Below are 12162 nucleotides of genomic sequence, written 5' to 3'. Positions count from 1 at the left end.
AGGGGGCGGGTGAAGGAGCGCCCGCCGCGATGGGGGTCCCCCGGCCGAAGGCTGGGGGCGAGAGCCAGGGCGACGCCGGCCCTCTGCTGACGGACCACTCCAAGCACCAGGTCAGCGCGAGCGGCCGAGCAGCTCGGCCGTCTCGGCGCGCCGGTTCCAGGCGATGACGGCCAGCGGCACCATGAAGATGAACGGGGTCCCGGCGTTCTCGCCGTGCATCGCGGTGAGCTGGGTAACGAGCGCGAACGCCAGGAAGACGATCAGCGCCGTCGCGGCCGGCCCGGCCAGCCGGCGGACCAGCAGCCCGACCGCTCCGGCCAGCTCCACCAGTCCGGTCAGGTACATGAACCAGTGGCCCACACCGATGGCGTCGAAGACGGTCGTGGCGGCGGGGAGCGCGAGCAGCTTGGGCAGCGCGCTGGCCAGGGCGAAGAAGAGCGCGAGCAGGATCCGCAGCGTCCAGACCACCCGGACCACGGCCTTGCTGGACTTCGCGGCGGTGGCGGTGGTCGTGGTGGCGGCAGTGGCGGTGCTGGACATTTCAGGTCTCCCTGGTCGGCTGTCGTTGCTTTCTCAGGTTTGACCGCCGCCACCGCCTGAACTCATCGGTCCCGGGAGAAAAAGTCTTCCGGCAGCCCCACCTCCAGCGCCAGCAGCTCGCCGACGGTCTGCCGCCCACGGATCAGCCCGGCCCGATCGCCCTCGACCGTGACCTCCGGGATCAGCGGTCTGGAGTTGTCGTTCGACGACATGCTCGCCCCATATGCGCCGGTGTCGTGGAAGACTGCCAGGTCCCCGATCTCCGCGCGCGGCAACGCGAACGGCTCCACGTCGCCGCCCTCCAGCCAAGGCCGTTCGTTAGCAGGTGCCGAGCTGATCGGCAGTAGCAGGGCAGGCACGGTTCGCCCGATCATGGAGTTCTCTACGCTTCATGATCACCGGGGGATCCGTGCCTGCCGTTCCATCATGCATTCTCGACCCGATCCGCGACCAGTTCCTCGCGCTGCTGCCCGTTCGTGAGGTTCGTCATCCGTTGGGCTGCCACAACCCGCGCATCAGCGACGCGGTGGTCTTCGACCGCCTCGTGCAGGTCCTGGTCTTCGGATGCGGATACGAGCGGGTGGCCGACCACCTGTGCTCCGCCACCATCATGCGCCGCCGCCGCGACGAGTGGATCGCCACCGGCGTGATGGAGAGCCTGCGTCTGATCGTACTCGCCCACTACGACCGGATGATCGGCCTCGAACTCGACCAGCTGTCCGCGGACGGCTGCATCGCCAAGGCACCGTCCGGCGGAGAATGCGCCGGCAAGAGCCCCGTCGACCGGGCCAAACTCGGCGTGAAACGCTCGCAGTTGACGGACGGCTACGGCATACCGCTGGTCACCGACCCGGCACCGGCCAACACCCGAGACCACACCCTGCTGCCCGCCACCCTCGACCGTTTCGCCGCCCTGGAAGCGACTCTGGGGCCGCTGCCCGAGCACCCCCGCCTGGCCCTGGACGCCGGCTACGACTACAGCATGGTCCACCCCAGGATCTACAGACCAGAGGGATTATCGGCCGGATCGCCGAGCGCGGCGCGAAGACCCCGATCCAGGCCGGCGGCCGCTGGGTGGTCGAGCGCACGAACTCCTGGATGAACAACTTCGGCAAGCTCCGCCGCTGCACCGAGCGACGAAGAACCCCTGTCGAGTTCTTCATCGCCCTGGCCAGCGTCATCATCACCGTCCGGTGCCTGATCCGACGCGCCTGGACCCTCTACCGATGGGACACCCGGCCTCGAAGCCCCCGCATCCGATGACCTACTGGCGGACCCTCTAAGCCGTCGCCGAAGAACTCGAGCTCCTTCGGGCAACGGTGGACGTAGCCGCCGTCACCCCACAGGGAGATGAAGATCATTCACGGAATCGCAGCCAAAACCAATTTCAGAGATTGCCATCACCCCCGCCCCGTGCCCCGACCTCGGGCACCTGGAATGCGGCATCTACGTCGACTGCCTCGTCCAGTCCGGCGAGACTACCGTGCTTACCGCCCCGTTTCCTCTCGACATCGACCCGGCGAGGCGGCGCCGGTAGGCCCGTGCGGAACCGTGATGGCCGGGCCCCTCATCTGAGGAGCCCGGTCGTCGGCATGCCGGCGAGCTACCAGCCAGGCCCTCCTTCGCTCCTCCCGGCTCTGTCCCGTAATCGGTGGTAACGAAGGGTGAGGGTCGTCGTTTGCGTTGCACGCGAGACGTCAACGAGCTTGTGGGTGTGGTGTTTTCGGGTCTGTCGGCACTGGTCGTTCAGGATGTGGTGGATGAGGGCGAGGTCATCCGGGTGTCGGCCCGGACCCGGTGCGAGCCGGTGCCGCGCCCGGTGTGCGGGGAGCCGACCCTCCGCGTGCACGGCTTCCACCACCGCGTGGTTGCGGACGTACCGGTGGATGGCCGGCGGGTGGGGACGTGGGCGGCGGCGAACAACGTCGAGATCGCCTACACCCCGACCAACAGCTCCTGGCTCAACCGGATCGAGGCCCAGTTCACCGCCCTGCGCTACTTCGCCTTCGACGGTACCGACCATCCCAGTCGCAAGGTCCAGGGCGGCATGATTCGCCGCTACATCATCTGGCGGAACAAGCACGCCGCCGATCAGCTCCTACGCGAGGTCGTCACCAGGGCAAACGTTGCCTGATGCGGCACTAGCCGGGTTTGATGGTGGCGAGCTGCGCGAGTAGGACGACCAGGCGGTAGGTGTCGGCGAAGTCGGCGGCGGTGAAGGTGACTGTCCGGCCACCTTCACCGCGTGAGACACCTGGCACGAGTGTCGCCAGGTCAACCATGAACGGCGCGGAAAGGTCGACCTCGACTTCAAGTGGTCCGGCAAGAGCCAGCGCTGAGACCTGTGCACGCCGCGTGATGGCTTCGGTTGCCGCATGGCGCAGCCGCTCCCGAGCTTCTTCGGGGTGCAGGGCAACGGCAGCGCCCTGGCCGAGGGCTTGCTTGACAGCGACGGTGACCGCGGAGGGGACCAAATCATGGAGTTCGGCGCAGGCGCTGTCGTCGCCGCTGAGCAGTACGACCGGTACGTCCAGATGTCCGGCCATGGAGGTGTTGAGGCCGATCTCGCCCATGGAATGTCCGGCCACGCGCACGTCGAGGATGCCGTCGTTCATGGTGTGTGCCAGCACGGCTGGTCCGCCGCCGGCGCGGGCGTGGTAGCCGACGAGTAGGACCGCGTCGGTCTGTTCGTCCAGTCCGCCGAGCATGCCCAGGGGCCGCGGCTTGCCACGGACCAGGTACGCCCGGCGGTTGAGTTCCTCTGGCAGTAGGTTGCGGAAAGGGCCGTGCGCGTCGGCGACCCTGACTTCGGCCGTGGGTTCGGCATCCAGAACACCGGCGATCGCGGCGTTCGCCTCGGCTGTCATCAACGCTCGGCCGCGCTCGTAGTCGTAGCGATCCGGGTCCGTCTCGGTGGGATGCACGATCCCCGAGACACCCTCCATGTCAACAGAGATCAAGACCTTCATAGCTCAGGGAGCCTATGTGCTCCGCGCATCAGACGGACGCCGAACGACAGAACCTCTGACCTTGTCGGCCAGACCATGCCGGACACTGACGCTATCTCTCCTGAACATCCAGGAACTTGTCGATCACCAGGTGTCGCCGCAACCGGTGAACAAACGCTGCCACTGAACGCGAACAGAGCCATCTGCCGGTCCGTGGGAGAGGCGCGGGTGCTGCACGCGAAGCTCCACCCGGTGCGAGACCGCTGGGTGTGGCCGGTGGCGGTTGGCTGGCGCGATTGCCGGACGTGGGCCGGACGCGGCAAGCGGTGCCGCGCCCGGTCCAGGGCGGGCCGGGGCCCGGCCCGTACTCCTGCGGCCCCTCGGGCAGCGGGTGTGCGGGCAGGCGTGCGGCTGTCCGGGCGGGGTCAGCTCGGGAAGGGCCAGGTCGGGCACCACGGCCATGTGATCTGGCCCGGGTAGGGCGGGCCCCACGGCGGGCACGGGGGCAGGGACGGCGTCGACTGGGCGGTGGTCCACAGGACTGTGCCGTTCAGCTGGACCGCGATGGCGCCCTCGTTGTAGACGGCCAGCTCGGCGCCGGGGTGGCCGCCGGTGTTGCTGGCCCACAGCGGGGTGTTGTCGGCGGCGTACACGACGAGGTTGCCGTCGCCCTGCATGACCAGGATGTTGCCGTTGGGGATGGCGCCCTTGGCGACCCAGATCGGGGTGGTGTCGCGGTACAGGACGACGTTGCCGTCGCCCTGCATGGCCAGCATGATGTGGCCGTTCGGCGAGTACCAGGCCTGGTTGCGGTTCAGCAGGCTGTTCATCGGGATGTGGGTGGGCTCGGTCAGCGCGGCGGCCACGGCCGGGGCCACGGCGGGAGCGGCGGCCGGAACAGCCGGTGCGGCGTCGGCGGTGCCGGTGGCGACGGCACCGAGCCCGATCGTGGTGAGGGCGGCCAGGGCGGCGAACCGGGAGCGGAGTCTGGACATGGGTTGGCGTGAAGTCCTTCCGATCAGTGGGAAGTTGACGGTGCATCACGATCTCTCGCGGCGCCGCACCTCACGCTAGGGTCGCGGTGTGCCGTCGAGCGGCAGGTCCACCGGCAGCTTCCCTCCCGCCGCCGAGCGTTTTCTCTGCCCGTGGCGAATCCGTGGTGAGCAGAGAAAACGCTCCTATTGGTCTTGCGCGGCCGGCTTCTCAGGGCGCCGATGCCAGGGTGTCGTCGAGCCGGTCGCGGAACGGCGACTGTTTCACGGCGGCCTCCGGAGGGGTCGGGGGTGGGGTGAGGGGCGGGAGGCGGGGTTCAGCGGGCGCTGCCGAGGTTCCGGTCGCCGTCGGCGCCTTCGAGCATGAGGGTGGTCTCCTCGATGCGGCGGAAGCGGCCGTCGGGGGCGAACTCGGCGAAGAGGTAGACCTCCATGCGGACGGTGGACCCGTCGGTCTTGACGACGGTCATGGTGTGGCGGTCGGCGTAGCGGTCGCCGGCCGCGAGCTCGTCGTGGACCTCGACGGAGCCGTCGGCGACGACCGTGCGCAGGTGGGCGATGTGGGTGAGGAATCCGGTGCGGTCGGCCCACTCGCCGTCGGTGCGCTGGCGGTAGTCGGGGGCGAAGTGCCGGTCGGCGGCCTCGTCCAGGTCGAGGCCCGGGGTGAGGAGGAGGTCGGTGAGGGCGGCGCGGACGTCGGTGCGGTTCATGGGGATTCCTTCGGGTGCGTGCGGGAGCGGCCCGCCGTGGATCGATCGGATATGCGTGCCTTAAGCACGCTTGTGACTGTACCGGAAAAGCGTGTGCGGCGCACGCTAATCTGGAGGGGTGAAGAACTCGACAGGACAAGACATCGCCGAGGCCCTCGGGCTGCTCCTACGGCGCAGCACCCGCGCCCGGCTCTACACCCACCTGACCGAGGGACTGGGGGAGGCCGTCGACGACCTCACCTACCCGGTCCTCAGCGGCCTGGCCCGCACCGGCCCGTCCAGCGCCGCCGACCTCGGCCGCGAGATCGGACTGGACCGCACCACCGTCACCCGCCGCGCCGACCGCCTGGAGCAGGCCGGCCTGCTCCGGCGCCGACCCGACCCGGCCGACGGCCGCGCCACCCTGCTCGCCCTCACCGACGAGGGCCGCGCCGTCATCGCGGCCACCCGGCAGCGGCTCGCCGCCGGCATCGAGGACTCGCTCGCCACCTGGCCGCAGGACGACGCCCAGGCCTTCGCCCGCCTCCTGCGCCGCTTCCTCGACGACGGCCCCTTCGCCGCCGGCCGCGACTGACCGCCCCGGCCCGGCTGGCCGCGACTGACCGCCACCCGCCGACGGCCCCGGAAAACGCGAGAGGACCCGGGAGCGTAGCCTGCTCCCGGGCCCCTGTTTGCCGCCCAATTGCGCACACCGGCACGTTTAAGGGTGGCGGATCAGATTGAAATCGACGCGTTCTGCCTTTGAACTACCGTGCCACGGAGCGGCACAGACAGGACTTGAACCTGCATTCGTCGACATTCGTCCACACCCGGTCGATCCGGTGTTCGGCGGCGAATGCTGAGACTGGAGCGAGAGTCTGAGATTCACGGGGCCCGCCTCTGCCTGGCTTGGGCTACCCCGGCCGGTGGCGCCGGGGGGAGGACTCGAACCTCCACTGTGACCCCTGGTCAGCTTCAACATCAGTGTCAGCTTTTCGCACCGCGCAGCGCCCCCGCCCGGTCTCCCGGGACGGGGTCCTTGCGCGCTCGGTGCACCCGCCCGGCTCCCCGGGCGGGCGATCGAAGAGGCTACCGGAACAGGTAGCCGAAGACGGCGTCGCCCACCCGCTGGTCGGCGACCTCGACGGCGTTGGCCTCCTCACGGGCGAACTTGACCGCCTGCTGGAGCTTCTCCACCCGCTCGGCGAGCTCGTTCACCCGGCGGGCCGGCAGCGCGCCGGAGAACTTGACCGTGGTCCAGTAGCCGACCGCGATGTCCTCGTAGTAGACCTCGACCTGGGCCGGGTGCTTCTCGGTGGCCTCGGCCTTGACGTGGTTGCGCGGCACCTTCTTGGTCCGGATGGTGCGCACCGGCTCGGTCTTCCAGGAGTCGGTGGACGGGTCGAGGTTCCACGACTCGGAGGCGTCCAGCACCGGGAGCTTCTTCACGAAGGTGAACAGGTCGGTGAGCTGCTTCTCCAGGAACAGCAGGTACGGCACCGGCACCTGGGCGAGGAGCACCTGGCCGTCCACCACCACGTCGGCGAGGGCGCCGATGTTGGCCCAGTCCTTGGTGGCCGTGACGTCGAAGAGCCGGGTGAGGGTGCTCGCGGTGGACCGCAGGATGTCCTCGGCCTTCAGCTGCACACGGGTCGACTCCGGCGGCAGCTGCTCGCCCTCCTCGTCCTTGGGCTGGTAGGTGCGGGAAATCCCGGCCAGCAGCGCGGGCTTCTGCAGGTCCTGGTGGGCCTGCGTCAGCTCCTGGAAGGACTTGGACTTGACGCCCTTTTCAACGGCGATGATCTGGTTCAGCTTTGCCACGCCGTGGACGCTACCAGTCTCGAACGGAACGGCGACACCCGATTTCTCGATCGATCAGCCGTCCCGGTAAGTCTCGTGACACGGCCGCGGGTTGGCGTCCGGAAGGGCCGGAGGCACACACGTCTCGTGGTGAACCGGCCCGGGCGCGAGCGCCGGTCGGGCGTCCCCTCGACACCGGTTCGGTGGGCCGGGCCCGTGCGCCGAGGGACCACGTTCCGTCGCAGTGCTCGTTCGCCGGCCCCGCCACCGTGGCGCTCGTTCCCGGGCTTCGCCGGCTGCGGCCCGCCAAGGCCGGAGACCGCCTCCTGTAGGCGAATTCCAGGGGGCGGCCTTCCGGGTTTCCTCAGGGTCCGGGGAGCGTAGCGCGGGCCACTGACACTGATACCGCTACTGCTGACCGGAGGTTCTCGACGAACCGCTTGAAGCGGCGCAGGTCCACCCTCACCGCCGACGCCGCCGGGGACCGGAGCGGCATCGACGCCTGCGCCCACGAAGCCCGGCTGGCGGGCTTCGCGAAGGACAAGTCCGGCGAGGGCCGCAACGACGACGCGATCTACGCCGTGGCGATCGCCATGGCCGGGTCCGGCTGCAACCGTCTGGCCGCTACCGCGTCCGGCCGTGACGCCCCGCCAACCGCGCACGGCCCGCAAACGCGGGCGAGGCCCGGCACCCGAACGGGTGCCGGGCCTCGCCCGACAGTGGAGCGCCAGGCCCGGGTTGCACGGACTCTCCCTACTGAAAGTAGGGCGTGCTCTGGTAGCACCGCTGACGCCTGACGAGGAATCATCTCCCTCGCGACGAGAAGAATACTAGCAGGTCAGCGGCCCACTATCGAACCCACGGTAGATCACAGGGCCCGTCCGGCCCGGTCGGCCGACCGGGCCGCGCCGCGTGGTGCGAGCCCTGGGCGTCAGGCGCCGAAGGCGGCGAGGAGCTTGTCGGTGAGGCGGTCGAGGTAGTCGGGGGCGGTCGGGGTGTGGATGACCGCCAGGCGCCAGTAGAGCGGGCCGACGAGGAGGTCGAGCGCGAGTTCGCGGTCCACGTCGGCGGGGAGTTCGCCGCGGCCGACCGCCCGCTCCAGGAGCTGCGTGGCCTTGGCGCGGCGGGTGTCGCGGACGGTGGCGAAGAGTGCCTCGGCCAGTTCGGGGCTGCGGCCGCCCTCGGCGATCAGGTCGGGGATGATCCTCGCGGGAAGCCGCTGGTTCAGCGCGTCGGCGACCTCCGTGAGGAAGGCGAGGACGTCGCCGCGCAGGGTCCCGGTGTCGGTGGGCCCGGAAGCGTCGACGGCGACGGCGGTGACCAGGTCGACGGTCATGTCCAGCTTGGACGCCCAGCGGCGGTAGATGGCCGCCTTGCCCGCACCGGCGCGCTTGGCGACGGCTTCCAGGGACAGCCGCGCGTATCCGGCCGACGCCAGTTCCTCGAAGAAGGCGGTGGCGATCGCCTCGGTCACCGAGTCCTGGAGCACGGGTCCTCCGGGGAGCCGGCGCCCGGGGGAGTGGCCGGAGGCGGGCACGGACGCCGGGGCCGGGGCCGGCGGCTGGGGCGGGGGAGAGCTGGACATGTCCCGAACCTACATGAGACGGAACGGTTGCGTCTCGACTTGGTGGGGCCTATCGTCATTCGAAGACGAGACGGAACAGTTCCGTCTCGACAAGTGGTCTGGGGTGTGCACCATGCGATTCCTGTACGAGGACGAGTCGTTCTCCTTCGAGGCACTGCGCGCGGCCGGCTTCGCCGGCGACGGCGGCGCCGACCTGGGCGAGGTCCTGGCCACCCTCCGCAACGTCGGCGAGGGCGACGAGGAGGCCTGGCTGCGCGAGCGGAGGAACACCGCGCAGCGCGTCCACGCCACCGGCACCCGCGCCCTGACGGCCGGCCACAGGGTCAGCGCCCGCGAGGCCCTGCTGCGCGCGTCGAACTACTACCGCACCGCCGAGTTCTACCGCCGCGACGACCCCGCCACCGACCCCGAGGCCAAGACCCTCTCCGCCCTGTCCCGCGAGACCTTCGCGACCGCCGCGGCGCTGATGGACACCCCCGTCGAGGCCGTACGCATCCCCTACGAGGACACCACCCTGCCCGGCTACCTCTTCCTCGTCGACGACTCCGGCGTCCCCCGCCCGACCGTCATCTTCACCAGCGGCTTCGACTCCACCCTGGAGGAGGCCTACTTCGTCATCGGCGCGGCCGCGCTGCGCCGGGGCTACAACGTGCTGGCCTACGACGGGCCCGGCCAGGGCGCGGCGTTGCGCGAGCAAGGACTCGTCTTCCGTCCGGACTGGGAGGCCGTGGTCACCCCGGTGGTCGAGTACGCGCTCACCCGGCCCGAGATCGCCCCCGACCGGCTCGCGCTGCTGGGCTACAGCCTCGGCGGCTACCTCACCGCCCGCGCCGCCGCCCACGAACACCGCCTGGCCGCCCTGGTCCTGGACGACGGCCTCTACGACTACCACGACGCCCACACCCGGTTCATGCCCCCGTTCCTGTCGGAATGGATCGAGGCCGGGCGCGACGACCTCGCCAACCCCGTCGCGAGCCTGCTCATGCAGGGCAGCACCCAGCTCCGCTGGGCCCTGCGCAACGGCGTGTGGGCGTTCGGCGCCGACTCCGTCGCGGACTACATCCGCCGCACCGCCGACTACACCCTCGACGGCGTCGCCCACCTCATCGACTGCCCCACCCTCATCCTGGACGCCGAGGACGACCAGTTCTTCCGCGGCCAGCCCCAGCGCGTCCAGGCCGCACTGACCTGTCCCCACACCCTGATCACCCTCCCCGAGGCCGAAGGTGCGGGCGAGCACTGCCACATGGGAGCGATGTCGCGCTTCCAGCAGATCACCTTCGACTGGCTCGACACCACCCTGACCCCGGCCCCCACACCCGCCGCCTGACCACGCGGAAGCCGCCCCTTTGCTCACGTCCACGGTCAGCACGAGCCGCCCGTCGCGCCGGCCGGTCAGGCATCCGTGGAAGTCACCTCGGATGCGTGACGCTTCCGCGAACGCCTCCCGCTGGACGCTTAGGGGGCAGGACAGGCCTGCTCACCTGACGTCCCCAGCCCCAGTGCGCCGACTACTGTCTCCAGACGACAACGCCGTCACGCACCACCAACGGCTCGACCTGGTCCGATTCGTAGAACCGGATCCACCCGAGGCGCACGCTGCCGTCGAGCTGCCGGTGCCTGTCGTCGGCCTTGGCCGCAAGCCAGCTGAGCAGCTTCCCGGTGTCACCGAATTCGTCGGGGTGGATCTCCTGCCGACTGGTCAGGGCCCATACACCGCACCAGGTGTCCTCCCGGCGATGGAAGGCGGAGACGAGTGCGCCGCTCACCTTGTGCGCCTCGCCGTGACGGCCCAGAAGGGGCTGGGGGTAGTTGTCGATGACGAGTTCACCGTCGTCGTCCTCGCCCCAGTACGGAAACGTGGTCACGATGCGGAGCACCTCCGGTTCGGGGCCGAGCCCGAGGTGCCATCGGAGCTCGACGAGGTCGTCCTCGGACAACTCGTCGCGCAGGTCCAGCGTGAGGGTGAGTTCGAAGATGTCTGCCATGGCCGCACACGCTAACCCCCACCGCCGACAGCCCGCCCCTCACGGCTCCGGTCGGCATCATCTGCCGGAGACGGCGCCGGACCTCATTCCGAAACGGTCAGTCGGGCCGGGTGTGTCCCGTTCTTGGCCGGCCCCGTGCGGTTCCGGGGGCCCAGGCGTACGGGGAGGGCCTTCATGTGCCAGTTGAGCGGGTTGGTGCCGCGCTGCAGGGATTCCGGATCGACGGCGAGTTGCAGGTCGGGTACCCGGTCGAACAGCGCGGCCAGGGCGACGGCGGCCTCCTCCTGGGCGAGGTGCGCGCCCAGACAGCGGTGGGCGCCGTACCCGAATCCGAGGTGGGGCTCCCTGCTGCGGCGGGTGCGGCCGAGGTCGAGGCGGTCGGGATCGGTGAAGGCGGCCGGGTCGCGGTTGGCGGCGGACACGATCGGAAGGACGGCTTCTCCGGCGCGCACCGGGGTGGCACCGACGGTGGTGTCGCGGGTGGCGTAGCGGGGCAGCGCGCGCACGACGGGACCGCAGTAGCGCATGAGTTCGTCGACGGCGTGCGGCATGAGGGTGGGGTCCTCGCGCAGCAGGGCGAGTTGGTCGGGGTGGGCGAGGAGTGCTTCGGTGCCGTTGGCGATGAGGTTGACGGTCGTGATGTGCCCGGCGACGACCAGGTTGGTGATGAGCGAGACGAGCTCGTCGGTGCTCAACCGGTCGCGGTGGTGGGGCGCGAGCAGTTCGGAGATGAGGTCGCCGCCAGGGGCGGCGGTGTGGAGTTCGATGAGGACGTGGGCGTCGGCGACCATGCCGGCGAGCGCGTCGCCCAGCTCCTCACCGCAGGTGCCGGCGGCCAGTGTGGCGCTGCGATCCCGCCAGCGGTCGCGGTCGGCTTCGGGGACGGCGATGAGTTCGCAGATGACGGTGATCGGCAGCGGCCGGGCGAAGTGTTCGATCAGGTCGACGACGCCGTTCTCGGCGTGGTCCGGCAGCCGATCGAGCAGTTCGGCGGCGATGGCCTCGATCCTGGGACGCAGCGCGGCCACGCGGCGCGGGGAGAAGGCGGCGGCGATCAGGCCGCGCAACCGGCGGTGGTCGGAGCCGTCCGAGTCGAAGATCCCGGCGCGCAGGTACTTCTCGTGCCCTGAGTACATGCCGCGGGCCTGCCAGGTCTGTTCGGTGCGATGGGCCACCGGCGCGCCGGGGACGGCCGCGGCGTCGATGGTGAAGTCGGGATCGCTCATGACCGTGCGGATGTCGTCGTGGCGGGTGGCCACCCACATGGGGTCGACGCCCCGTACGCACCCCCGCGTCATCTGCTCGCGTTCACGGATGTGCGCGTAGGAGGCGAACGGATCGCTGACCAGCTCCTGATCGGCCAGGTCCAGTGGCCCGTCGCCGGTCTCGGTGGTGGCCTGGCCTTGCGTCGTCATAGCGGGGCGCTCCCAACGGGCGGTCGTTCCGTGACGGCATCATGACGGCCGGACCGCGCCCCGTTGCCGCTATCGGCGCCGATCCACCCGAACGAACGTATTCGCCCTCGACCCCGAGCACGCAGACGGCCGCCCTTCCATTTCCCGAGCGGGAGCTTCCTCCTCGCCGACCATCGCGGAATGCGGCACACCCAGCCCACCGGTC

At 70.1% G+C, this 12162-nt stretch carries 11 protein-coding genes and 4 pseudogenes; 5 read left to right on the top strand and 10 right to left on the bottom strand.

Annotated features, from left to right (window positions below):
• Positions 1-111 precede the first annotated feature (111 nt).
• Both ACIO5E_RS15170 and ACIO5E_RS15165 read right to left on the bottom strand, forming a co-directional pair.
• Positions 112-540 (bottom strand): DoxX family protein, encoded by a 429-nt coding sequence (locus ACIO5E_RS15170; protein WP_400667447.1) that lies wholly within the window; start codon positions 538-540, stop codon positions 112-114.
• A gap of 62 nt (positions 541-602) precedes the next feature.
• The gene (locus ACIO5E_RS15165) at positions 603-914 is read right to left on the bottom strand and encodes a hypothetical protein (protein WP_400667445.1); all 312 of its coding nucleotides are present in this window, start codon (positions 912-914) and stop codon (positions 603-605) included.
• A gap of 35 nt (positions 915-949) precedes the next feature.
• Between ACIO5E_RS15165 and ACIO5E_RS15160 the strand changes: the two are divergent.
• From ACIO5E_RS15160 to ACIO5E_RS15150, 3 pseudogenes are all read left to right on the top strand, one after another.
• A pseudogene (locus tag ACIO5E_RS15160) lies at positions 950-1803 on the top strand (IS5 family transposase).
• Between the two features lie 454 nt (positions 1804-2257).
• Positions 2258-2440 (top strand): annotated as a pseudogene (locus ACIO5E_RS15155) (ISL3 family transposase); the annotation flags it as partial.
• A pseudogene (locus ACIO5E_RS15150) lies at positions 2432-2674 on the top strand (transposase); the annotation flags it as partial. The pseudogenes ACIO5E_RS15155 and ACIO5E_RS15150, both read left to right, overlap by 9 nt.
• Positions 2675-2681: 7 nt before the next feature.
• Here the strand turns inward: ACIO5E_RS15150 and ACIO5E_RS15145 are convergent.
• The 3 genes from ACIO5E_RS15145 to ACIO5E_RS15135 all read right to left on the bottom strand — a co-directional run bounded on the left by ACIO5E_RS15145 (position 2682) and on the right by ACIO5E_RS15135 (position 5190).
• Entirely contained in the window at positions 2682-3509 is an 828-nt protein-coding gene (locus tag ACIO5E_RS15145) for a M55 family metallopeptidase (RefSeq protein ID WP_400667443.1), read from the bottom strand.
• 404 nt (positions 3510-3913) lie between these two features.
• Positions 3914-4483: a hypothetical protein gene (locus tag ACIO5E_RS15140; protein WP_400667441.1), complete on the bottom strand. Its 570-nt coding sequence runs from the start codon at positions 4481-4483 to the stop codon at positions 3914-3916.
• A 314-nt stretch (positions 4484-4797) separates the two neighbouring features.
• On the bottom strand, positions 4798-5190 hold the full coding sequence (locus ACIO5E_RS15135) for a nuclear transport factor 2 family protein (protein ID WP_400667440.1): 393 nt from the start codon (positions 5188-5190) through the stop codon (positions 4798-4800).
• Positions 5191-5308: 118 nt separating this feature from the next.
• Here ACIO5E_RS15135 and ACIO5E_RS15130 point away from each other — a divergent pair, with 118 nt between their 5' ends.
• Entirely contained in the window at positions 5309-5764 is a 456-nt protein-coding gene (locus ACIO5E_RS15130; protein ID WP_400667438.1) for a MarR family winged helix-turn-helix transcriptional regulator, read from the top strand.
• 332 nt (positions 5765-6096) lie between these two features.
• On the opposite strand, the pseudogene ACIO5E_RS15125 reads toward ACIO5E_RS15130, so the two are convergent.
• The 3 genes and pseudogenes from ACIO5E_RS15125 to ACIO5E_RS15115 all read right to left on the bottom strand — a co-directional run bounded on the left by ACIO5E_RS15125 (position 6097) and on the right by ACIO5E_RS15115 (position 8554).
• A pseudogene (locus ACIO5E_RS15125) lies at positions 6097-6187 on the bottom strand.
• 71 nt (positions 6188-6258) lie between these two features.
• Positions 6259-6990: a hypothetical protein gene (locus ACIO5E_RS15120; protein ID WP_400667436.1), complete on the bottom strand. Its 732-nt coding sequence runs from the start codon at positions 6988-6990 to the stop codon at positions 6259-6261.
• A 910-nt stretch (positions 6991-7900) separates the two neighbouring features.
• Complete coding sequence (locus tag ACIO5E_RS15115) at positions 7901-8554, bottom strand: TetR-like C-terminal domain-containing protein (RefSeq protein ID WP_400667434.1); 654 nt, start codon at positions 8552-8554, stop codon at positions 7901-7903.
• A gap of 112 nt (positions 8555-8666) precedes the next feature.
• Here ACIO5E_RS15115 and ACIO5E_RS15110 point away from each other — a divergent pair, with 112 nt between their 5' ends.
• The gene (locus tag ACIO5E_RS15110) at positions 8667-9884 is read left to right on the top strand and encodes an alpha/beta fold hydrolase (RefSeq protein ID WP_400667432.1); all 1218 of its coding nucleotides are present in this window, start codon (positions 8667-8669) and stop codon (positions 9882-9884) included.
• 181 nt (positions 9885-10065) lie between these two features.
• Here ACIO5E_RS15110 and ACIO5E_RS15105 read toward each other — a convergent pair whose 3' ends face one another.
• Positions 10066-10542 carry a hypothetical protein gene (locus ACIO5E_RS15105; protein ID WP_400667431.1) on the bottom strand — a complete coding sequence of 159 codons (477 nt, stop codon included), beginning with the start codon at positions 10540-10542 and terminating at the stop codon, positions 10066-10068.
• Positions 10543-10625: 83 nt separating this feature from the next.
• Entirely contained in the window at positions 10626-11957 is a 1332-nt protein-coding gene (locus ACIO5E_RS15100; protein ID WP_400667429.1) for a cytochrome P450, read from the bottom strand.
• Positions 11958-12162 lie beyond the last annotated feature (205 nt).

The sequence above is a fragment of the Kitasatospora sp. NPDC087314 genome, assembly GCF_044744365.1.
GTDB lineage: Bacteria > Actinomycetota > Actinomycetes > Streptomycetales > Streptomycetaceae > Kitasatospora.
Note: the sequence above shows the minus strand (reverse complement) of the source record. Positions and strands in the feature narration are given on the sequence as shown.